The sequence below is a fragment of the Virgibacillus halodenitrificans JCM 12304 genome (assembly GCF_001310895.1).
GTDB classification, from domain to species: domain Bacteria; phylum Bacillota; class Bacilli; order Bacillales; family Amphibacillaceae; genus Virgibacillus_Q; species Virgibacillus_Q halodenitrificans.
In genome coordinates this window covers 1-21,755 of sequence record NZ_BAZS01000031.1, presented here as the reverse complement: position 1 = coordinate 21,755, position 21,755 = coordinate 1, and the positions used below count along the sequence as shown (strand labels likewise).

Here is a 21,755-nt window from a genome sequence, read left to right as displayed (position 1 = left end):
GTTGGTCTGTTTTGGTTAAAAATTTAGCTTACTCATGCGGATTATTTCATTAACAATTCCTTGTATTTGCCACTTGTAATAGTTTCAGATTCCAATACGGCATGTAGAATTAAATCAACAAATATATTACTTATGTCATCAATGGTTCTAAATCCACCTTGGTGATACCATTTATATGTCCAATTGACCATTCCTAATATTGCCATTCCAGTAATATCAACCTGAAGATCTGATCTGAATTCTCCTTGTTCCTTACCTTCGTAAAGCGCTTTCATAATAATGTTTTTAAATTGATCTCTTTTCTTTTTTATTAATACTTCATATTTTTCATTCAGATAAATATTTTCCTGATAAAAAACAGAGATATGTGGTTTGTAAATGTCAAATACTTTTACAAAGTCATGGATAATGGCTTGGAGCTTCTTGGTTGGTGATTCATGCATGTCATTCGCTTTTGCTGCCTTCTCCAAAGCATAAGATATGAATGTGTCGTGAATAACATATAGTAGTTCATCTTTTGTTTTAAAATGATGATAAAATCCACCTTTTGATGTGCCAACATCTTCCACAATTTGATTTACGGTGACACCATGGTAGCCTTGTTTTTCGAATAAAAGTAAAGCAGACTGGATAATTTTTTGACGTAATTCCGTTCTAATCCCTCCTTTTACGCATTATAAAAAGTTTACCATATTTTTCTGAATACATAAAGTTTTATAACAAGAAAAGTTAATTGCTTTGCTATCCTTTTAATTTAAAGCTTAGGAGACAGTCTCTTTCGTATACAAATCATTAGATTAGGCTGAGGAGCCGGACTTGGGTTCACTAACAAAGAACCTAACTTGATAATGCAATAGTTTTTTAAGTTCTTTTGCAAATGTTAAGGTACAAACGTTATCTCTTACATTCATAGTAGGAGGAAACTACGAACTAAAGTATATCTTATTTTAAGGAAGCGGAAGGACCCATTGATTTCCGCTGCAGGGGGACGCTTTCCACCGGCATGGCTTCAGCCGCTTCCTCCGCTACGCTACGTCCAGGGTCTTCAACTCATGCTATTCCGGTAGGAGTCACGGGCCAACAGGACGTTGGTCATGCAATCGTTGCCACAAATGTTTTCGGTGGGACGAGGAAACGCAGTCCCAGGACGTGGCGTTCTTAGATCGCCCCCTTTCACTCCAATCAATTTATATCTGCTTTAAAATTTTAAATGCCGAGTAGGCTTTTCACTTGTACTTGAAGATGTTAAGCAAGCTTTTTCCACTTAATGCTAAAGCCATAATTGCTGAAAAAGTAAAATTAAGCCCAGTATTTTCCGTAGCGGTGGTGTAACCAGATTCATTATTTCAGCGAGCTTTCCTGCACAAAAAGCTAATTTAAAATCCTAATCAAGTTAGTTCGCAGTTTATAAATTTTCCGAATCATTAAATAACCCCAATATATTATAATCAAAAATAGTCTTACTTTAAATAAAAACCGAACTTGTTCGAATCTATTTAAATTAGAATTCGAATCAGTTCGGTTTTATGGTTGTAGGTAGCAACAATCTTTAATTATTTAATTCTTCAAATGGTTTGTAATAGTTAGCTTTTTTCCATACTTCCTTTACTTCTCCATGCTGGTCAGTATCTATAACAAATGATCCATTACTATATCGATCACTTAACGGTAGCTCCAATGGAAAAACAGTATGTTTTTCTCCGTTTTCCGTTTGGAAACATAATGAGTCATTATCATCTACAACTAATAGGCCTACAAGGGAATGTGGTTTGTTTTTTAATTCGCGTAGCATTACGAGGCCTCGTTTAGCACGACTTGTTTTCTCAAAATCTTTCAAATTCATTCGCTTGCAAGCCCCTCGTTGAGTTATTAATACAAGCGATGGTTCAGATAAATCATCAAAAACCTGCCCACTTATTACTTTTTCATTGTCTCTTAGTTGTATTGCTTTTACTCCTGCAGCCCGCTGACCGACTACAGATATTTCCTCCTCATGATACCAAAGCCCATAGCCCTTATCGGATGCTACAAATATATCTGCATGACCATTCGTTCTGCAAACCTGCACTACTTCATCATTCTTTCTTACGTTTAGAGCAATTAACGCTTTTGAATATCTTTGAGCATCATACAGTTGTAATTCACTACGTTTTACCATTCCATTTCTAGTAAAGAAAACAAGATAATTATCCTTTTCAAAGTCTCTCACCGGAAGACACTGAATAATACGTTCATCTTGATCAATAGAAGCGATATTTGAAACATGTTGGCCTATATCTTTCCATCTAATGTCTGGAAGTTCATGAACTGGTATAGAAAGATATTTACCTTTATTTGTAAAGAGCAGGATTTTATCTGTTGTGTTCATTTCTATCAAACCTACGAGATGATCTTCATCTTTCATGGCAAAATCTTCCCCATTGGAAGCAGCATATGAACGAAGACTTGTCCTTTTAATATAGCCGTCTCTGGTAGTTGACACTAGCACGTCCTCACTTGCTACCATGACCTCAATATTTATTTTTAGTTCCTCGATCTGCTCTTCTATTACAGTACGTCTTCTATCTGAATACTGTTTCTTTAGCTGTCTTAGATCCTTCTTAATTGATTGAAATAGTTTATTCTCACTTTGTAGCATGGATTCGTATTCAGCTATCTTTTTTCTAAGCTCGTCTGCTTCTTTCTCAAGTGAGGTTATATCTGTATTCGTTAAGCGATATAATTGAAGCATAACTATAGCTTCAGCCTGCGCTTCTGTAAAGTCATATTTCGCTATAATTTGTTTCTTTGCATCTTGTTTATCCTTTGATGAGCGAATAGTAGCAATCAATTCATCTAATATAGAAATAGCTTTAATTAAGCCTTCTACAATGTGGGCACGGTCTTTAGCTTTCCTCAAGTCAAAGTTAATTTGCCTTGTGACTACTTCTTTCTGATGAAGTATATACGCATCCAAAATGTTAGGTAATGATAATAGCTTCGGTGTTTTGTCCTGAATGGCTACCATATTAAAATGGTATGTAACCTGAAGATCTGTATTTTTAAATAGATAATTCAGTATACCTGCACTGTTTGCATCTTTTTTCAACTCAATCACAATGCGTAAACCAGTACGGTCCGTTTCGTCACGTACTTCAGCAATCCCTTCCACTTTTCGGTCAATACGCAATTCATCAATTTTCTTAACCATATTTGCTTTGTTCACTTCAAATGGAATTTCATCTATAATGATTTGCTGTCGATTTCCACGAACATCCTCAACTTTTGTTTTGCCTCGAACTATTATCTTACCTCTACCTGTTTCATAAGCTTTTTTGATGCCTTCAACACCTTGAATAATTCCACCAGTAGGAAAGTCTGGTCCACTGATAACTTTCATTAATTGGTCTACTGTTGCTTCAGGTTTATCGATCTTCATAATGACAGCATCTATAACCTCACCAAGATTATGTGGAGGAATATCTGTTGCATAGCCTGCTGAAATACCTGTGGAACCATTGACAAGCAAATTAGGAAATTTAGCAGGGAGAACTACTGGTTCTGCATCCGTATCATCAAAGTTTGGAATGAAATCAACAGTTTCTTTATCAATGTCCCGTAAAAGTTCGGAAGCGATACTTGAAAGTCTGGCCTCCGTATAACGCATAGCTGCAGGCGGATCACCGTCAATACTACCGTTATTTCCGTGCATTTCAATTAAGAGATTCCTCATCTTCCAGTCTTGACTAAGACGAACCATTGCCTCATACACGGAGGAGTCTCCATGTGGATGGTAATTACCTATTACTGTTCCAACTGTTTTTGCAGACTTACGAAAATTTTTATCGTGTGTATTTCTTTCTTCATGCATTGCATACAAAATACGGCGTTGCACCGGTTTTAGCCCATCACGAGCATCTGGCAGCGCACGATCTTGAATTATATATTTACTATACCTTCCAAATCTGTCACCAATAACTTCTTCTAGTGGAAGGTCTAAAAATGTTTCTGGTTGTGACAAACCAACCCCCCCTTACTATTATACGTATTATATTTCTGTATGAATTTTATCATTATCCAAAATATTTGCGTCGTCTTCCAAACCAAAAGCAACATTACCTTCGATCCATTTTCTTCTCGGCTCTACTTTATCGCCCATCAATGTAGTTACCCTTCGTTCGGCCCTAGCTAGGTCTTCTAATGTTACACGGATTAACGTACGTGTTTCAGGGTTCATTGTCGTTTCCCACAATTGATCTGCATTCATCTCACCAAGACCTTTATATCGTTGAATAACATATCCGCTTTTAAATTCTTTAAGCGCTTTTTTCATTTCTTCTTCTTCCCAAGCATATTTAATTTGTTCTTTCTTTCCTTTTCCCTTGGAGATTTTATAAAGCGGAGGCAAGGCAATATATATTTTACCATTCTCAACTAATGGACGCATATATCGATAAAAGAATGTTAATAACAGTACTTGAATATGTGCTCCATCCGTATCTGCGTCTGTCATAATAATAATTTTATCATATTGTGCATCTTCCAAATCAAAATCACCACCGACACCTGCGCCGATCGTGTGAATGATAGTTGAAATCTCTTCATTTTTAAATACATCCTGCAGCTTAGCCTTTTCTGTATTGATAACTTTTCCCCGTAAAGGTAACACAGCCTGAAACTTCCTGTCTCTCCCTTGTTTTGCGGAACCACCAGCAGAATCACCCTCAACTAAGTAAAGTTCATTTTTCTTAGGGTTTTTTGATTGTGCAGGGGTTAGTTTTCCACTTAGCATGGTATCTTTTCTGCGCTTCTTTTTTCCGGTTCTAGCTTCTTCACGTGCCTTTCTTGCCGCTTCACGTGCCTCTTTAGCTTTTATGGATTTTTTAATTAAAAGTCCTGCTATCTCGGGATTTTCCTCCAGGAAATAGGATAGCTTTTCGGACACTACTCCATCTACTGCTGAGCGTGCTTCGGTCGTCCCCAGTTTTCCTTTTGTTTGGCCTTCAAATTGCAGGCTTTCTTCGGGAACACGGACAGAGACAATAGCAGTAAGCCCCTCCCTTATATCTGTTCCTTCCAGGTTTTTTTCTTTTTCTTTTAGTAAATTTGCTCTCCTGGCGTAATCGTTAAATGTCCTTGTTATTGCTGTACGAGCACCTGATTCATGAGTTCCGCCATCTCTTGTACGTACATGATTCACAAAAGAGAGCATACTTTCTGCATATCCGTCATTAAACTGAAATGCAAAATCAACTTCTATCCCTTGGGCTTCACCCTCGAAAGAGACAACGGGATGTAAATCATCTTTTTCTTCATTCAAGTAATTTACAAAGGACTCTAATCCATCAGGGAATTCGTATGATACATGCATTTCATGTCGTAAATCATTTAATTCAATATGAAGGCCTTTAAGTAAAAATGCAGCCTCACGCAGTCGCTCTGATAAGGTTTCGAAGTCATACACAGTGGCAGAAAATATTGCTGGATCAGGTTTAAAATGAATTGTAGTACCTTTCTTTCTTGTACTTCCTTTTTTTTCTAAGGAACTTACTGGCTTTCCTCCATTTTCAAATCGCTGAAAATAAGTATTACCATCCCTATGAATAGTTACCTCTAACCATTCGGATAATGCATTTACTACAGAAGCGCCAACTCCATGTAGCCCACCACTGGTCTTGTAACCACCTTGTCCAAACTTTCCACCAGCATGCAAAATGGTAAATATAACCTCTGTTGTCGGTTTTCCTGTGCTATGCATACCTGTTGGAATTCCACGGCCATTATCTTCTACTGAGATACTATTATCCTTATGTACAGTAACTTTTATAACATTGCCATATCCTGCCAATGCCTCATCGACCGCATTGTCCACGATCTCGAATACTAAATGATGCAATCCGCGCATGTCCGTGCTTCCAATATACATACCGGGTCTTTTTCGAACTGCTTCTAAACCCTCAAGTACTTGGATAGACTCATCATTATAACTAACTGGTTTCTTTGCCAAGATATCATCTACTCCTTTTTATTTAAGCAGGGGTCCATCATTTCAATAATAATTTTCTTGTTTATAACATAATAGAACAAATGTTTGCGTTTGTAAATATGATTGATTATCACTAAGCTTCATTACAGGCATGCTATTAAGTATACTATACATGAAAATGGCTTGTATAGAAGGAAAAAGCAATGAATTCTCTTATAAAATTAAATTCCGCTTTCTATAAAAGTGAATAGAACAAATTAGAACAGGATGAGTTTAAGCCAAAAATACATATTCTCCATAAGTTCTACTGGTTAGTTTTGGAAGAATAATAAAGGGATGACATTAATGTCACCCCAAAAACTTTTATTTTCCTACTAATACAGCATGTAATACTTTTATACACATATCCATGATTACCGTAAAATCTCTTTCTGTCAAATAATCATATGCTTCCTCGTTTACAATTCCCTGCTGTGCCCAAAATACACGACAATCTATATTAGCTGCTTCTTTCGCAATACCAGGTAAAAATTCTGGTCTTCTAAAAACATTAATGATATCCACTTTTTCAGGAATATCTGTTAAAGAAGAATATGCCTTTTCCCCCAATACTTCGTCTACAGTAGGATTTACTGGAATAACTCGATAACCTTCTTCTTGCATGATCTTAGAAATCTGGTAGGATGTTCTACCCGGATTATCTGACAAACCAACAACTGCAATTGTTTTTGCTGTTTCCAGAATTTCTTTTATCGTTTCCCTGGAAGGATTCTCCCAACTCATAATATGCCTCCTTCTAATTATCAAGCAGATTTTTGTTTATTAAGAAGTCTTTAGCTACCTTACTAGGAGATTGATCGTCATAATCTACTTTGTAATTCATCTCTCTCATCTCTTCATCACTGATCTTACCAGCAAGTTGATTTAATATTTCTTTTAATTCAGGATATTTATCAAGTGTCTCATTTCTCATTAATGGAGCACCTTGATATGGAGGAAAGAGATTCTTAGGATCTTTTAGAGTTACTAAGTCTAATTCTATCATATAACTATCTGTGGCATAAGCATCGATAATATCCACATTACCGTTTGCAAGCGCATCTTGTCTAATACCAGGCTCCATCGTTTTCACTTGTGCAATATCCAGATTGTACACGTCTTGCATTCCGACATAACCGTCGTATCTATCTTTAAACTCAAGTGTAAATCCGGCTGTGATTTGGTCTTCAATTTGCTTTAGGTCTCCTATTTCTTTCAAATTGTATTTATCTGCTAATTCTTTAGTCGTAGCTACAGCATATGTGTTATTAAATTTCATTGGTTGCAGAAAAGCCATATCATATTGTTGGCCCATTCCTTCTTTTGCTTGTTGATACACTTCTTTGGGATCATTACTATTTGCCTCTGATTCCATATGTGTAACAATAGCCGTCCCGGTAAATTCAGGATAAATATCTATACTCCCGTTCTTTAAAGCTGTAAAAACAAATGCGGTTTTACCAAGACCAGGCTCAAGCTTCACAGATAAGTCAGATTCTTCCTCAATCAAATGCTTGTACATATTAATTAATATAGCAGGTTCAGAGCCTAATTTACCACCAATTACAATATCTGCTTTTTTAGTACTATCTAAAAAGAAAGGAGTGGTTACAACAATAACTGCTATTATGAGCATGGCAATAAATGCTTTAAAGCCTGCTTTTTTTGAAACATGTTCAAACCCTCTTAAAATGAAATCGAGCGCAATTGCAAGCAATGCAGCAGGAATGGCGCCTAACAATATTAAGTTAACATCTGCTCCTCGGTCAATACCCAACAAAATAAGTTCTCCCAGGCCACCTGCCCCGATTAAAGCAGCGATTGTTGTAGTTCCAACAATCAGAACCATAGACGTTCTAATACCGGCCATAATTACAGGCATAGCTATAGGGAGTTCAACTTTCGTAAGCCGTTTGAATGAATTCATACCCATTCCCGTGGCAGCTTCAGTTAAAGCCGCATCTACTTCATTAATACCAGTATACGTGTTCCTTAGAATAGGCAATAGCCATATGCTGTCAATGCTATAATTGCAGGTGTGGTACCTATTCCGAAAAAAGGAATCAGAAATGCCAGTACAGCGAGACTCGGTATTGTTTGCATAATAGCCGATACACCAATAATAGGCTCGGCAACTTTTCTATACCTTGTCAGAATAATTCCAAGGGGGACTGCAATAATTATGGCGATAACCAATGATAGCAGAGAAATTTGCAAATGCTCCCAAATTGTTTCTATAAGCATATCTTGTCTACTTTGAAATACGGAAATGAATTCATTCATGAGTGAATCACTCCGTTTTCTACTTTGGTTTTACTTTTTAAATAATTGACAATCAACTTATAGCTTAATACACCAACCAACTTATTGCCATTTAGCACGGGAAGCTTTTCTTTTGATTGAAGAGCTTCTGTGGCCTTGTATAAAGGAATGTTATTGTCCAAAGTTTCCCCGTCGATTAGTTTTCCGTACTGAAGGGTACCTAAATAAGTACCATTTTCCTCTATAACAAAATAAATTTTCTGTGCATCATATTCTCCTTTTTTATATAGTTCCTGAGAGAGTACGATATCATCTTCCGGAACAGCTATTACATCAACAGCTGTTTGCCAAGGAGATTTGCGCTCCCCAATAAAATCTTTTACAAAGTCAGTAGCCGGATGAAGAATGAGGTTCTGAGGAGTGTCTACTTGAACAATTTCTCCGCCCTTCATTAAACAAACTTTATCTCCTAAAGCCATCGCTTCATCAATATCATGAGTGACAAACAGAATTGTTTTTTTAATTTCCTTTTGTAAATTGCGAATATCATCTTGTAACTGTTCCCTGCTTATCGGATCAAGCGCACTAAATGGTTCGTCCATTAAAATAATATCTGGGTCCGCTGCAAGTGCCCTAATAACACCTATCCGTTGTTGCTGCCCTCCGGAAAGTTCCTGAGGCATTCGCTTTTTGAAAGTGGAAGGATCTAAACCAACCATTTGTAAAAGTTCCTCAGCTCTCTTATCAACATCCTTGCGTTTCCATTTTTTCATCTCAGGCACTACAGAGATATTTTCTCCTATCGTCATGTGGGGAAACAAAGCAATCTGTTGCAGAACGTAACCTATATTCCATCGTAACTCGTGGATGTTATACTTTTTAATATTTTTATTATTTATGTATATGTCTCCTAAAGTAGGTTCAATTAAACGATTGACCATTTTCATCGTAGTTGTTTTGCCACAACCACTTGGCCCGATAAGAGTTACTATTTCTCCTTCTTCAATATGTAATGAAAAATCTTTTACTGCTTCTGTTCCATCTGAATAAGTTTTATTCACTTTTTTAAACTCAATCATAATCTTCTTCCCTTCTTTAGGGTTACTTTTTCTATTTATTCACATACCCTTTTTCTTTGATGTAAAACCTTTCAAATATTTTCGTGGAATTTATAGTACTTTCTAACCCATCTTCATGCTAAAATATATACTATACCCTTGGACAATACTCAAGAAAGTGGGAATTACAATGGAATACATATTATTTGCAATTATTGCATATCTTTTAGGTTCTATCCCTTCCGCACTAGTGGTAGGAAAATTAGGATATAATATTGATATCCGCCAACATGGAAGTGGAAATCTAGGAGCTACGAATACATTCCGTGTGTTGGGAATGAAAGCCGGTATAATAGTTACCTTGTCCGATATTCTAAAAGGGACTGCTGCCACATTGCTGCCACTGTTAGCAGACGCAGATGTGTATCGCTTAATCATTGGCTTATTCGCAGTTTTGGGACATACCTATCCTATTTTCGCACGGTTTAAAGGTGGAAAGGCCGTTGCTACGTCAGCAGGGATTATTTTAGGAATTAATCCTTTACTGTTTGCTATTATGATTGCAACCTTTTTGATAACACTATATATATCAAAATATGTCTCTTTATCATCTATGATAACAGGAATTGTTACAATTATTGTTTCCTCATTATTTAAAGATATTGGTCTTATTATTGTAACCTCTATCTTAACTATTTTTGTATTTTACCGTCATAAAGCGAACATTAAACGAATTAAAGATAAAACAGAACCAAGAATCACTTGGATGTAATGAAAGCATTCAAACTAAAAAATTGAATAAAACCTTTACGTACAGTATACTTTGACTATCTACACAGAGAAAGGGGACCATGTTATGGGCAACACAAAGACATTCCCGTCAAGAAAATTACCAAACAAAAAAGAACGCCATAAATTATTTGGTTCTGTGACTCCTGTCCTAAAAACAAAACCAGTCGAAAAAAGTGAAATGGCAGATTTACAGAACACAAAAAAAGACTTTTTATTTGATCTGGATGCTGTTGGTGTAGCCAATGTGAAGCATCCTGTTACAATATACAGTAAGCTTGAACCACATGTACAAACTAGTGTAGGGGAAATTCAATTCACTTCCAGCCTAAAAAACACGAGTAAAGGAACTAATATGAGCCGCTTTACTGAACAGCTGGCTTATTACCATGAGAAGGGTTTTACAGCAGAATTCTCTACACTAAAGCAGTTTGTGAAAGAACTGACAGAACGCCTGGAGCAATCCGATGCCACCATAGAAATGGAGTTTCCTTGGTTTTATGAACGAAAAGGCCCCCAAACTGAGCTTGCAGGAATGAATCATGCTAATGTGGCCATGCGGGTGACCTATGATCAACATACTGGATTTTCGTTAGGTGCATCTCTATCCGTATTTGTGACTACACTTTGCCCATGTTCTAAAGAGATAAGTGAATATAGTGCACATAACCAGCGTGGAGAGGTTTCCATTGACGTTGAACTGGACGAGTTGGAGGCTGTTAATGTCGATGATTGGAAGCAAATGTTGCTTGAGGCCGCTGAAAGTAATGCCAGTTCCAGACTGCACCCTGTTCTTAAGCGTCCAGATGAAAAAATGGTTACAGAACAAGCATATGAGAATCCTCGCTTTGTAGAGGATATGGTTCGTTTAGTAGCTGCTGATCTATACGAAATGGATCTGGTAACTAAATTTAAAGTCCAGTGTCGTAATGAAGAATCTATTCATATGCATGATGCCATCGCATCAATAACTTATGATAAAAACAACATGACTTTTCCATCGTGAGGTTAAATGAAATGAAATTTTTATTTATAGGATTAGTAAAATTTTATCGGTCAGCCATCAGCCCTTTCACACCAGCATCATGTCGCTTTTATCCTTCCTGCTCAGCATACAGCTTAGAAGCTTTTCAGCGATTTGGCACATGGAAAGGACTTTTTTTAACAATAAAGAGGATTAGTAAATGTCATCCATTTCACTCAGGTGGCGTAGACCTTGTACCAGAAAAAAAGAAAAATAAATAAACTTCATTTAAAAGAGCTAAACAAATGGAATATACTCCTTGTTTAGCTCTTTTACCTGATGCTAGAATACCTATCAAAGGTGAAATCTACTTAATTGCTCCCTTTGCCCTTCTTTTGTTAAAACTTCTTTCTGTTTTTCACCAAATAAATCATAATGTGGATAGTTTTTATCCATATGTATCCATTCAGGTAGTAAACCGTATTCTCTCCCCCATAAAATCAGTTTTTCGACGTCCCGGCAACCAACCTTTGTAACGGTGAAGCAGCCTGGAAAACGCTTATCCATCCAATAGTGAGTTAAAATAGCTATTTTTCCATTAGAAACTTCTCTTTTCCATGCTAATAATTCGTTTTTTTTCACACCGAAAGCCATTTTTATTCTCCCTTTAACTGTTTTTGATATGCTTCATGCCAATCGGGAAAGGTTTTTTTTAAAGATAATGGACGGAAATTCTCTTTATTAACTATTACGTGCTCTGTAGTTCCTTCTACTGAAACTACTCCATCACCATCGTAAATTCTATAACCATACACAGTTCGTATTCCTGTATATTTTTCAAGCCATGTTTCTACCATGGCTTGCTCTCCGTACCGAATGGGTTTAATACACTTTATTTTTGCATCCGTTACCGGTGAGACTACATTAAACTTCTCCATATCAGCATATTTAAAACCTAGCTCTTCAATATATTTTGTCCTGCCAATCTCAAACCAAACTAAATAGTTTGCATGATAAACGACGCCCATTTGGTCTGTTTCCTGGTATCTTACCTCAACAGGTGTTCTTACTTTTAGCATTCTGATCCCCCTCATATTAATACATTGCTTATCGTAACATATTTTCTATTAAATCGCTTTTTACTTAACTAGGAAAGAAGGAAAGATAAAATAAAAAAATTGTTGCTCTATAGTGTGGAAGTCCACTCCGAAAAAAAGAAATCCGAACCACGATTCCTTAATAGTACGAATCGGTTCGGATATTCAATGTATAAAAATTTTTTGTCACAGCCTCTTTATACATTAATCATTATTATAGTTGTATTCGTCCTTAATCTCTGCTCTCATTCCTTTAATCGATTGTTCACGACGCTTATTTTTTTCCTGAATTTTTTGTTTCTCTTCTCCAGAGCTAAATTTCATTGTCTCATGCGCTTCCTCTATATTTTCAATTGTGTCTTGCACCATGCTTTGTAATTTTTCCACGTTATCACTTCGGTCATCTGGTTTTGGTTTGTAATCTTTAGACAATGTATATTCTCCTTTCGATTTAACTAAAGTTATTATTTGTTTATGAAAAATGCTTATACATAAAAAACCCTTCCATTTTCTAACGGAAGAGTTTTCTCTTTCTTACTTTTTGTATACGGTTTTATGCATTCTTTGTTCCCATTTACGCTCCAATTGTTCCATGAGCATCTTGTCCTTTAGAATATGTTGTCGATTCTCGGCTAAAAGTTCTTCAAAAGTTACTTTTCGTTTCAAAGAAATGGCAATTCACTCCTTTTAAATAAAAGTATTGCCACTTCTTAGAAAATATATAACATCTTACTCTAAAGACTCTAATGTTTCTTGCATAAATTCATAAGACATTGGCCCTACTTTTCTCTCTTTCTGAATTTTACCATCTGTACCAATAAAATAAGTAGTAGGGACTGTAAAGGCTTTATATGTTTCGCCTACCTGAGAATTTTTATCAAGTAAAATGGGATATGTATAATTGTACTTATCAATAAATTCCTTAACATCTGATTCCTTGGTTTCGGATCCAGTTAAATTAACTGCAATAATGTTAATCTTATCTCCAAAGTCTTCGTGGAATTTTTGCATTTCTGGCATTTCTTCACGACAAGGTGGACACCAGGTTGCCCAAAAATTCAAAATAACCTTTTCACCACGTAAGTCGGATAATTTAAGCTTTTTTCCTCCCAAAGTTTCTAGTTCGAAATTTGGGGCCATTTGACCAGGTTCAAGTCCTGCGCTCTCAGGAGGTGCAATCATTCCGCCCTTTGATTCTTTTATATCACCTGTCGATCCGTCTTTATTTTCCTGAAGTATATTAAAGACTACAATACCAATTAAGACAAAAAGCAATGCTGTTCCTAACCATTTTTTTAACATGTTATAAGCTCCTTACACATTATATAATGTAAATGGTAGACCGATTAAAGTTTTTTGTAAAGTATAAAACCAATTGTTCTAAAAAAGTTCATTAGACAGTATGTTAATTGCTTTCTTTATAAAAAAGATCTTTTGGAAATGCTGGAAGATTTATCTCTCTTACGATTCAATGAATAATCTAATATATATTTAGAACGCAATTAAATAAATCCCTTCTTCCATAAGGTATGGTAGAAGGGATTTATCGTTATAAATTAAACTTCAAGTTTGTTACGTAAAACCATTTGTAAGATGCCACCATGGCGGTAATAATCGATCTCTACGTCACTATCAAATCGAGCAACTGCATCAAATGTAGTTGTTTTACCATCTTCACTCACAGCAGTAACTTTTACTAGGTCATGTGGTTTTACATCTTCATTAACTTCAACTGTAAAGCTCTCTTTTCCAGTTAAGCCTAACTTATCAGCACTGTCGCCTTTTGCAAACTGTAAAGGCAGAACTCCCATCATTACAAGGTTGGAACGATGAATACGTTCAAAGCTCTCAGCAATAACAGTTTTAATACCTAACAAGTTAGTACCTTTTGCTGCCCAGTCACGAGATGATCCCATGCCATAATCTTTTCCACCAATTACAATCAAGCCTGTTCCATCCTGTTGATACTTCATGGCAGCATCGTATATTGCATAACATCTTCTGTTGGCCAATATGTTGTATATCCGCCCTCTGTACCTGGAGCTAGAAGGTTACGGATTCGAATATTAGCGAACGTACCACGCATCATAACTTCATGGTTACCTCGGCGTGACCCATAGGAGTTAAAGTTTCTTGGAGAAACTCCTTTATCTTGAAGATATTTTCCTGCAGGCATATCTTTGGCAATTGCTCCAGCAGGTGAAATATGGTCAGTTGTTACAGAGTCACCAAACTTCCCAATAGCTCTTAAGTTGGTCAATGGTTGAACCGTACCTGCATTTTTGCCAAGACCTTCAAAGAATGGTGGGTTCTGAATGTAAGTAGAATCCGCATCCCACTCAAATAAAGGCTCATCAGTTGTATTGATCTCATTCCATTTTTCATTAGATTGGAAAACATTCTCATATTCTTTTCGGAATATTTCAGGTGTTACAACCTTTTCTACTTGATCCTTGATCTCTTCCATTGTTGGCCAGATATCATTCATATAAACTGCATTTCCATCTTTATCTTTGCCAAGTGGCTCTTTAGAAAGGTCGACATCCACTGTCCCAGCTAAAGCGTATGCAACTACTAGTGGTGGAGATGCAAGGTAATTAGCTTTCACAAGTGGATGGATACGCCCTTCAAAGTTTCGGTTACCAGATAAAACAGAAGAAACAGTAAGATCACTTTTCATAATTGCCTGTTCAATTTCTTCACGTAATGGTCCAGAGTTACCAATACACGTAGTACACCCATACCCTACTAAGTTAAAGCCAAGTTGGTCAAGGAAAGGCATTAGTCCAGAATCCTCAAGGTAACGTGTAACAACCTTTGAACCAGGTGCTAAAGATGTTTTTACATAGTCTGGTACCTGTAAGCCTTTTTCTACTGCTTTTTTAGCTAGCAATCCAGCTCCAAGCATAACGTACGGGTTGGAAGTGTTTGTACAAGAAGTGATAGCTGCAATTGCTAGAGCTCCTGTTTTCATTACGGAAGTACTTCGTTTGGATGTTCCACAGTTACCTCTTTATCAAATTCAGATTTATCCATACCAAACCCTTGGTTACCTTCTGGAGCAGTAATTGCTTTGTTGAACTCTTTCTTCATATCAGATAAAGCAATCAAATCTTGCGGACGTTTTGGACCGGAGAGATTAGGTTCCAATTCAGATAGATTAATCTCAACTAACTCCGTATATTCCGGATCTTCCTGATCTGCAGAATACCACAAGTCATTTGCCTTACAATATTGTTCTACTAAATCAATTTGCTCTTTGTCACGACCGGTTAGGCGTAAATAGTTTAACGACTCTTCATCCACCGGGAAGAAACCACAAGTAGCTCCATACTCTGGTGCCATGTTGGAAATAGTAGCACGGTCAGCAAGTGGCATATCTTTTAATCCAGGTCCAAAGTATTCAACAAACTTACCAACAACATTTTTCTCACGTAGGACTTGAGTAACCTTCAATGCTAAGTCAGTTGCTGTCGTACCATTTGGGAAGCTCCCAGTAAATTTAACTCCAATAACTTCCGGAGCTGGGAAATATGATGGCTGACCAAGCATGCCTGCTTCTGCTTCGATACCGCCAACACCCCAACCAAGAACACCTAGTCCATTAATCATAGTTGTGTGGGAATCAGTACCTACTAGTGTGTCAGGGAAAGCATCATATTCTCCATTTTCATTTTCTAATCCGTGTACCACGTTAGCAATATACTCCAGGTTAACCTGGTGCACAATACCTGTTGCTGGTGGAACCGCACGATAGTTTTCAAATGCTTTTTGGGCCCAGTTTAAGAATTCATAACGCTCTGCGTTTCTCTCAAATTCTAAGTCCATGTTCGCTTTCAAAGCATTTGGTGTACCATATTGATCAACTTGCACGGAATGGTCAATTACCAAATCTACAGGTACTTCCGGATTTATTTTGTCAGGTTCGCCACCCATATCGACCATTGCTTTTCTTAAGGATGCCAAATCAACTACAGCTGGAACTCCTGTAAAGTCCTGCAGAATTACCCTTGAAGGTTTAAAAGGTACATCAACACCTTTTCCTTCGTCTGTACCCCATTTAGACAGCCTTTGTACATGTTCATCTTTAATTTGATGCCCATCATGTTGGCGTACAAGTGACTCTAAAAGTACACGAATGGAAAAAGGTAAGCGTGAAACTTTACCTAATCCAGCTTCTTCTAATGCTTTTAAGTGATAATAGTTATACGTTTTCCCATTTAACTCAAACTGTTTTTTTGCATGAAACGTATTATTCGCTCCCATAATGCAAACCCCTTTCTTTCTTTTGTAGCAAGTTATATATCGTGTATAACCTAACTACATTTCAAACATTGAGCTTTTTCTACAATTCTTTTATTCTAGTATAGATAAAGCCTTCTTTTTCTATCTTATAGGAAACATTAAAATAAAACAATGGTATAGACTCTGTCAATATATATTAAAATCTTATGTAAAGTGATAACAAATACTTATACGAAAACAGGACTTATAAAATAAATAGTTATAAATAAAATTGCAATTACTTTACCGGAAATATAATATGAAACGTACTTCCTCTATCTTTGTTTTGTGTGATATCCAAAATTGCATTATGCTGTGCCAATATTTGCTTTGAAATCATCAAGCCAAGACCAGTACCTGACTGTTTCGTTGTAAAAAACGGCTCTCCGATTTTATTTATAAGATCAGATGGTATACCTCCACCTTCATCAATGACACGAATAATTACGGATTCGTGATTTGCTTCCAATCTGATAACAATTGTTCCGGGTTGGTCCATCGCCTCAATTCCGTTTTTAACTAAGTTCAATATAACTTGTTTAATTTGTGATCGATCACAATATATAAATGCAGTTTCTTCACTTTCGAAACCTAATTGTATATCCTTCAATTTTGCTTGAGGCTTCATAAGCATTACTACATCTTCAATCATTTCATTAATAGCTTCTGTTTTTTTATTATCCGTTAAAGGCTTAGAAATAAATAATAGTTCAGAGGTTATAGATTCCATTTTTTCGATTTCTTCAAGCATAATTTGATAATATTCTTCTTTACTAGTTAGTCCTGCTTGTAACAATTGCAAAAATCCTTTTAAGGAGGTAAGTGGATTTCTAATTTCATGAGCAATTCCAGCAGCCAATTGTCCTGCAATTGACATTTTTTCGGATCTAATCATCATTTCTTCTGATTCTTTCTTATCTGTTACATCTTTGAGAGTAGATATAAAATAAACTTCGTCTTTATCTACTAATTTTTCTATCGTACACTCAAACATAATATAGATTCCCTTGTCATTTAAGACATTAATTGAGAAAACCTGGGCAGGATCAGCATGATTAAAATTTTTTTAATAAATAAGGCATCTGCAGCTGACGTTTTTTCATACCATTTTTCCCCTACCATCTTTTCAACAGAAAATCCTAATATTCTCTCTATTGATTCTGATAAGAAAATGAATCTACCATCCTTATTAAGAACCAGGATAATATCATAACTATTTTTATCCACCCAGGACAACATAGCTGGCGTTAATGATGATAATTCAGGAAAAATTTCATTATGAAGGTAACTATCCTCTTGATTCACAGCCTCGTCATTATCTGGTCTCATCTATATACCCCCTTCAATAGTGTCACTTCTAAACATTTTAACCCTATACGCTCTTAACTATATGATATCTTTCACTTATGTATGTCTCTTGTCTGTTAAACTTTTTACTATTATAATATAAATAGACCATTACTAATTATAACTTGTCAATTATTAGTAATATACTATAAGTACTAAAAAAAATAAAATTTACTTTTTGTGGTAATCAATTGAATTTTGTGAAAATAACGTATAATAATTAGAATAAGGGTGAAATTATGTCTGTGATTTTTGATTACTTAATTATAGCTTGGGGATTTATAATGATTGGTCTAATGGGAATTGGCGGCTTTTTTATGTTTCGTAAGTTTCTTAAGCGACTACCTAAAGAAGATGGCAAATCAATCATGGATTGGGAAGAATACTACATGGATAAGTCTAAACATATGTGGGAAGAGAATGAAAAAAAGTTGCTTGAAGAATTAGTTTCACCCGTGCCCGAATTATTTAGAGATGTAGCCAGACACAAAATAGCTAGTAAAATTGGAGAAGTTGCGCTCACTAAAAATATGAATAAGATTAATCAAGATGTATTAATTCAAGGATATATACTAGCCACTCCAAAGCGTGACCATAAGTTTTTACGCAATAAATTAGAACAGAAAAATATAGATGTTAAACCATACGAACAATTCTTTAGCCAATCTCAAAACGATTATTCAGCAGATTGGGATAAGCGATATAAAAAAAATTAGAGCGTCTAACCATTGGTTAGACGCTCTTTTTTGCTGAAGCGTTCATTTTCTTTTCTAATTTCATAAATTTTATTAACATAGCCAGCCTCCAAGTGACAATCATCCCAAATGCTAGCAGATAAAACATGCCACTCGTCTGCCCAAGAGAAATTGTACTTCCTATTGCTAGCTTAAATATGATACGAAATAACAACAGTCCAACTAATATAAAAACAAATGCTTTTGATGGGACTAAGTATATGGCGTTTTTACGAATTTCAAAGTTAGATGTTTTTATTAAGAATATGGAGCAGATAATACCAACTATGATTGCTTCTGCAAACTCTGAAAAAGTAACTCGAAACTCTGGAACTACAAACATTAGTGCACCTGTACTCATAAAAATAGGTGGCAGTATAATTTTTTTAACACTAGCCGGTTGCTTTGCGGCTTTTAGTCTTACAAAAATCATTGTGACAGCCATAAATGCTGCTACTATTGTACTTGCCACTAACCAAAACATCAAATCACTCTCTCTTGAGGCTTAATTACTTTTAAAACTGTTATGATTAATATGTAGAACTCTGTTCAATGTCTCTAGAACGCAATTTTCATTAAAGGGTTTAACTAAAAAGTCTTTTGCGCCGGATTCAATTGCTTCTACTACCACTTTTTGTTGATTCATTGCTGAACACATAATAATCTGGGCGTCAGAGTCAAATGTAATTATTTCTTTCAAGGATTCTATGCCGTTCATAACCGGCATAGTGATGTCCATGATAACAAGATCGGGCATCAGCTTCTTATACTGTTGAATTGCCTCTAGCCCATCATTAGCTTCTCCTACTACCTCGTGACCTGCCTCCGTTAATATAGAAGTTAAACTCATTCTTATGAATGCAGTATCATCTACTAATAATACTTGCCCCATTGTTATTTTGCTCCCTTCTACTGATCATTGGCAATGGTTAAAATAATTGTCATCATCACTCCGACCACAGTGAAATATACACCAATATCAAAGATCATAGCGGTTGCCAATTCAATTTCTCCAAAAATAGGCAAGTGAAAGTACCCAAATGTTTGAGATAAAAATGGCACATTAAAAATAAATGAGCCTAAACCTGTTCCGACTGCAAAAGACAGTCCAATAGGAATCAATAATGTGAAATTGATTGGAATAATTTTTTTCACAACTTCCATTCCGTAAGCCATATACATGAGAAGGATTGCTCCTGATGTCAGCAAACCGCCTACAAACCCTCCCCCTGGAGAGTTATGCCCCGCCAACAATAAATAAATAGCAAATCCGAGTAAGATAAATGCGATTAAAGATGTTGTTGTACGTAATACAAGATCATTCGGTTTATACATGTAAGCGTGCTCCTTTATCCTATTTCTTCTTCCTATATTAATATACGACTATAATAAAATCCATTAAAAACCATAGAATCCAAACCAACCCGCCAAAAATGAAGTTAATTTATCCATCCAGTTAAAGAACAAAGCTACCCCCATAAAAATCATGACATATCCACCAATTTTCACAAGTTTCATGCTATGTTTTTTGAACCAGTTTAGTTTGCCGATAAAGAAAGCAAGTAGTAAAAAAGGTATTGAAAAGCCGAGAATGTAACTGATCATCATAATCATACCTGTATCTGGATTAGTTGCAGCCAGTGATAGCACAATTGCTAAAATAGGCCCTGTACAGGGAGTCCACCCAAGAGAAAACGCCATTCCAATTAAAAACGATCCAGCAAAACCAGCTGGTCTATTTTTAAACGTAATTTTTTTATCTTTCATTAGGAATTTAAAATTTAATATCCCGACAATTACTAACCCAAAGAAAATGATTAGTATAGCTCCCACTTGCCGAATGATGTTCCTGTACGTAAGTAAAAAATCAGAAACGTATGAGCTTAGGAAGCCCATCATAATAAATACACTGGAAAAACCAATTAAAAAGAAAATAGTATGAAAAATAGCTTTTTTATTTAGCTTTTTATTCTCCTCTTTTATTTCGCTAACACTCATTCCTGTTATGTAAGATAGAAATGCAGGATATAAGGGCAGCACGCATGGTGATATAAAAGATAAAAAGCCTGCACCAAACGCTAAAAATATATTTATCTCTGCCATAGTATACCTCCTAAAGATCCTTATTTACAGTCTATCAGATAAAAAAATCAAGGTGTATATCGTTTTTGACAAATAAACGAAAATTTTTGGTTATTCTCAACGAAATGCATGGAATGCAAACACCCCTTGCTATTCATAGCAAGGGGCTTGGACCATGGATAAGAGAATTAGTGCTTTATTTTCCTGTCTGATTATTCATAGCACGCATCATCTGATTAATTTTCTTCTGTGATGGTTTCTGCCCCATCTGCATCATTAACGTACGAAGCATTTGCTCATTAATAGGTGGATTCTTTTTTAAATAGCTCATCATATATTTTCTGGCAATGAAAAATCCAAGAGCAACACCAACAATTAATGCTGCAATAGCAATTAATACGACCAAATAGTGCTCATGTCAAGCTTTCCTCCTTCGTGTTGTCTCTTATACAGTATAGTAAATCAAAGAAAGGAATACAATACTTGTTCACTCTCATTTCCATGATTACTAGTAATTACAGGAGAAATCCATCCAAAGTTATTCACATTTCTACCTGTGATAAACAAATTGCTATGGAAACTTCTTAGCATAGGAAATAATATTTCTTCTGCATCCTGCAAAGAATTACAACGAAATTTTAATTGTTTTTCATCCATATGTAAAGAAATATAAGTCTTTTTTTGATGAATGATTAGTTGTGAGCCATTAAATTGTAACATAAAAGTCTTATTATAGTAGTTTTTTATATGTGAAATTAAATGTGATTTAGGAAAGGAACGTGTAATATAATTAAACTGTTTTTGTAAAATATCGTTTGATAGATCGTTTCTATAATCTTTAAAAAAATGATATAATAAATTACTTTTGTGGAAATAATGTGCTGCAACCTCTTCTTTTATCCAGTAGATAGAATAAGCATCCATTTTATCTCCCCCTTTATATAATCTATTATACGCATTAAATTTCAGAATAATGTCACATTGTAACGCAAAATAACACTTGTTTTGTCGATGAGAAGTATATTAGTTCGATTCTCAAGTTTTAAATAGATTTTTAAATGAAAGCAGCTACACATTTTTTTTAGAATAGTCAAGGTACTATTAGCCATAAAAAAATAAAGAGCTAAAAATAAA

At 35.6% G+C, this 21,755-nt stretch carries 23 protein-coding genes and 2 pseudogenes; 5 read left to right on the top strand and 20 right to left on the bottom strand.

Annotated elements, in window-relative coordinates:
- Positions 1-41 precede the first annotated feature (41 nt).
- Positions 42-632, bottom strand: a complete 591-nt coding sequence (locus JCM12304_RS14860) for a TetR/AcrR family transcriptional regulator (protein WP_501981723.1) — start codon at positions 630-632, stop codon at positions 42-44.
- A gap of 371 nt (positions 633-1,003) precedes the next feature.
- On the opposite strand from JCM12304_RS14860, the gene JCM12304_RS19765 reads away from it, so the two are divergent.
- Entirely contained in the window at positions 1,004-1,162 is a 159-nt protein-coding gene (locus JCM12304_RS19765; protein WP_218185790.1) for a hypothetical protein, read from the top strand.
- A 387-nt stretch (positions 1,163-1,549) separates the two neighbouring features.
- On the opposite strand, the gene parC is transcribed toward JCM12304_RS19765, so the two are convergent.
- The 5 genes and pseudogenes from parC to JCM12304_RS14835 form a co-directional block, all read right to left on the bottom strand.
- Positions 1,550-4,000, bottom strand: coding sequence for a DNA topoisomerase IV subunit A (gene parC, locus JCM12304_RS14855; protein WP_060681246.1), 2,451 nt, complete (start codon positions 3,998-4,000; stop codon positions 1,550-1,552).
- A 27-nt stretch (positions 4,001-4,027) separates the two neighbouring features.
- Positions 4,028-5,986, bottom strand: coding sequence for a DNA topoisomerase IV subunit B (gene parE / locus JCM12304_RS14850; protein WP_060681244.1), 1,959 nt, complete (start codon positions 5,984-5,986; stop codon positions 4,028-4,030).
- A 342-nt stretch (positions 5,987-6,328) separates the two neighbouring features.
- Positions 6,329-6,748, bottom strand: coding sequence for a CoA-binding protein (locus JCM12304_RS14845; RefSeq protein ID WP_019378467.1), 420 nt, complete (start codon positions 6,746-6,748; stop codon positions 6,329-6,331).
- A gap of 13 nt (positions 6,749-6,761) precedes the next feature.
- Positions 6,762-8,287, bottom strand: a pseudogene (locus JCM12304_RS14840) (ABC transporter permease/substrate-binding protein).
- A complete protein-coding gene (locus JCM12304_RS14835) occupies positions 8,284-9,345 on the bottom strand; it encodes an ABC transporter ATP-binding protein (protein ID WP_060681242.1) in 1,062 nt (353 codons plus the stop codon). Before JCM12304_RS14835 ends, JCM12304_RS14840 begins: the two are co-directional and overlap by 4 nt.
- A 169-nt stretch (positions 9,346-9,514) precedes the next feature.
- Here JCM12304_RS14835 and plsY point away from each other — a divergent pair, with 169 nt between their 5' ends.
- From plsY to yidD, 3 genes are all read left to right on the top strand, one after another.
- Positions 9,515-10,096, top strand: a complete 582-nt coding sequence (gene plsY / locus JCM12304_RS14830; RefSeq protein ID WP_060681240.1) for a glycerol-3-phosphate 1-O-acyltransferase PlsY — start codon at positions 9,515-9,517, stop codon at positions 10,094-10,096.
- An 84-nt stretch (positions 10,097-10,180) separates the two neighbouring features.
- Entirely contained in the window at positions 10,181-11,119 is a 939-nt protein-coding gene (folE2, locus tag JCM12304_RS14825; protein WP_019378471.1) for a GTP cyclohydrolase FolE2, read from the top strand.
- Positions 11,120-11,130: 11 nt separating this feature from the next.
- Positions 11,131-11,358, top strand: a complete 228-nt coding sequence (gene yidD, locus JCM12304_RS14820; RefSeq protein WP_019378472.1) for a membrane protein insertion efficiency factor YidD — start codon at positions 11,131-11,133, stop codon at positions 11,356-11,358.
- A gap of 73 nt (positions 11,359-11,431) precedes the next feature.
- On the opposite strand, the gene JCM12304_RS14815 is transcribed toward yidD, so the two are convergent.
- From JCM12304_RS14815 to JCM12304_RS20155, 8 genes and pseudogenes are all read right to left on the bottom strand, one after another.
- Positions 11,432-11,731 (bottom strand): hypothetical protein, encoded by a 300-nt coding sequence (locus JCM12304_RS14815; RefSeq protein WP_060681238.1) that lies wholly within the window; start codon positions 11,729-11,731, stop codon positions 11,432-11,434.
- A 2-nt stretch (positions 11,732-11,733) separates the two neighbouring features.
- Complete coding sequence (locus tag JCM12304_RS14810) at positions 11,734-12,156, bottom strand: acyl-CoA thioesterase (RefSeq protein ID WP_060681235.1); 423 nt, start codon at positions 12,154-12,156, stop codon at positions 11,734-11,736.
- A gap of 222 nt (positions 12,157-12,378) precedes the next feature.
- Positions 12,379-12,606, bottom strand: a complete 228-nt coding sequence (gene tlp / locus JCM12304_RS14805; RefSeq protein WP_060681233.1) for a small acid-soluble spore protein Tlp — start codon at positions 12,604-12,606, stop codon at positions 12,379-12,381.
- A gap of 102 nt (positions 12,607-12,708) precedes the next feature.
- Complete coding sequence (locus JCM12304_RS19160; RefSeq protein WP_019378476.1) at positions 12,709-12,840, bottom strand: FbpB family small basic protein; 132 nt, start codon at positions 12,838-12,840, stop codon at positions 12,709-12,711.
- A 63-nt stretch (positions 12,841-12,903) separates the two neighbouring features.
- A complete protein-coding gene (locus JCM12304_RS14800) occupies positions 12,904-13,476 on the bottom strand; it encodes a peroxiredoxin family protein (RefSeq protein ID WP_060681231.1) in 573 nt (190 codons plus the stop codon).
- A 254-nt stretch (positions 13,477-13,730) separates the two neighbouring features.
- A pseudogene (gene acnA, locus JCM12304_RS14795) lies at positions 13,731-16,440 on the bottom strand (aconitate hydratase AcnA).
- A 256-nt stretch (positions 16,441-16,696) separates the two neighbouring features.
- Positions 16,697-17,452: an ATP-binding protein gene (locus JCM12304_RS14790; protein WP_223280633.1), complete on the bottom strand. Its 756-nt coding sequence runs from the start codon at positions 17,450-17,452 to the stop codon at positions 16,697-16,699.
- A gap of 20 nt (positions 17,453-17,472) precedes the next feature.
- Entirely contained in the window at positions 17,473-17,787 is a 315-nt protein-coding gene (locus JCM12304_RS20155; protein ID WP_256200843.1) for a PAS domain S-box protein, read from the bottom strand.
- 257 nt (positions 17,788-18,044) lie between these two features.
- On the opposite strand from JCM12304_RS20155, the gene JCM12304_RS14785 reads away from it, so the two are divergent.
- Positions 18,045-18,521: a DUF2621 family protein gene (locus tag JCM12304_RS14785; RefSeq protein WP_019378480.1), complete on the top strand. Its 477-nt coding sequence runs from the start codon at positions 18,045-18,047 to the stop codon at positions 18,519-18,521.
- Between the two features lie 16 nt (positions 18,522-18,537).
- Here JCM12304_RS14785 and JCM12304_RS14780 read toward each other — a convergent pair whose 3' ends face one another.
- The 6 genes from JCM12304_RS14780 to sirA all read right to left on the bottom strand — a co-directional run bounded on the left by JCM12304_RS14780 (position 18,538) and on the right by sirA (position 21,545).
- Positions 18,538-19,023, bottom strand: a complete 486-nt coding sequence (locus JCM12304_RS14780) for a CcdC family protein (RefSeq protein WP_019378481.1) — start codon at positions 19,021-19,023, stop codon at positions 18,538-18,540.
- 21 nt (positions 19,024-19,044) lie between these two features.
- On the bottom strand, positions 19,045-19,431 hold the full coding sequence (locus JCM12304_RS14775; RefSeq protein ID WP_019378482.1) for a response regulator: 387 nt from the start codon (positions 19,429-19,431) through the stop codon (positions 19,045-19,047).
- Between the two features lie 17 nt (positions 19,432-19,448).
- A complete protein-coding gene (locus JCM12304_RS14770) occupies positions 19,449-19,874 on the bottom strand; it encodes a Na(+)/H(+) antiporter subunit B (RefSeq protein ID WP_060681229.1) in 426 nt (141 codons plus the stop codon).
- Between the two features lie 63 nt (positions 19,875-19,937).
- On the bottom strand, positions 19,938-20,642 hold the full coding sequence (locus JCM12304_RS14765) for a cytochrome c biogenesis CcdA family protein (protein ID WP_060681227.1): 705 nt from the start codon (positions 20,640-20,642) through the stop codon (positions 19,938-19,940).
- Positions 20,643-20,817: 175 nt separating this feature from the next.
- Positions 20,818-21,027, bottom strand: coding sequence for a YneF family protein (locus tag JCM12304_RS14760; protein ID WP_060681225.1), 210 nt, complete (start codon positions 21,025-21,027; stop codon positions 20,818-20,820).
- 56 nt (positions 21,028-21,083) lie between these two features.
- Positions 21,084-21,545, bottom strand: a complete 462-nt coding sequence (sirA, locus tag JCM12304_RS14755; protein WP_019378486.1) for a sporulation inhibitor of replication protein SirA — start codon at positions 21,543-21,545, stop codon at positions 21,084-21,086.
- Positions 21,546-21,755: the final 210 nt, after the last annotated feature.

Coding starts and splice junctions, on each gene's coding strand:
- JCM12304_RS19765 (WP_218185790.1), top strand. CDS start 1,004: ATGGCTTCAGCCGCTTCCTCCGCTACGCTACGTCCAGGGTCTTCAACT.
- JCM12304_RS14845 (WP_019378467.1), bottom strand. CDS start 6,748: ATGAGTTGGGAGAATCCTTCCAGGGAAACGATAAAAGAAATTCTGGAA.
- JCM12304_RS14835 (WP_060681242.1), bottom strand. CDS start 9,345: ATGATTGAGTTTAAAAAAGTGAATAAAACTTATTCAGATGGAACAGAA.
- plsY (WP_060681240.1), top strand. CDS start 9,515: ATGGAATACATATTATTTGCAATTATTGCATATCTTTTAGGTTCTATC.
- folE2 (WP_019378471.1), top strand. CDS start 10,181: ATGGGCAACACAAAGACATTCCCGTCAAGAAAATTACCAAACAAAAAA.
- yidD (WP_019378472.1), top strand. CDS start 11,131: ATGAAATTTTTATTTATAGGATTAGTAAAATTTTATCGGTCAGCCATC.
- JCM12304_RS14815 (WP_060681238.1), bottom strand. CDS start 11,731: ATGGCTTTCGGTGTGAAAAAAAACGAATTATTAGCATGGAAAAGAGAA.
- JCM12304_RS14810 (WP_060681235.1), bottom strand. CDS start 12,156: ATGCTAAAAGTAAGAACACCTGTTGAGGTAAGATACCAGGAAACAGAC.
- JCM12304_RS14800 (WP_060681231.1), bottom strand. CDS start 13,476: ATGTTAAAAAAATGGTTAGGAACAGCATTGCTTTTTGTCTTAATTGGT.
- JCM12304_RS14790 (WP_223280633.1), bottom strand. CDS start 17,452: ATGTTTGAGTGTACGATAGAAAAATTAGTAGATAAAGACGAAGTTTAT.
- JCM12304_RS20155 (WP_256200843.1), bottom strand. CDS start 17,787: ATGAGACCAGATAATGACGAGGCTGTGAATCAAGAGGATAGTTACCTT.
- JCM12304_RS14785 (WP_019378480.1), top strand. CDS start 18,045: ATGTCTGTGATTTTTGATTACTTAATTATAGCTTGGGGATTTATAATG.
- JCM12304_RS14780 (WP_019378481.1), bottom strand. CDS start 19,023: ATGTTTTGGTTAGTGGCAAGTACAATAGTAGCAGCATTTATGGCTGTC.
- JCM12304_RS14775 (WP_019378482.1), bottom strand. CDS start 19,431: ATGGGGCAAGTATTATTAGTAGATGATACTGCATTCATAAGAATGAGT.
- JCM12304_RS14770 (WP_060681229.1), bottom strand. CDS start 19,874: ATGTATAAACCGAATGATCTTGTATTACGTACAACAACATCTTTAATC.
- JCM12304_RS14765 (WP_060681227.1), bottom strand. CDS start 20,642: ATGGCAGAGATAAATATATTTTTAGCGTTTGGTGCAGGCTTTTTATCT.
- sirA (WP_019378486.1), bottom strand. CDS start 21,545: ATGGATGCTTATTCTATCTACTGGATAAAAGAAGAGGTTGCAGCACAT.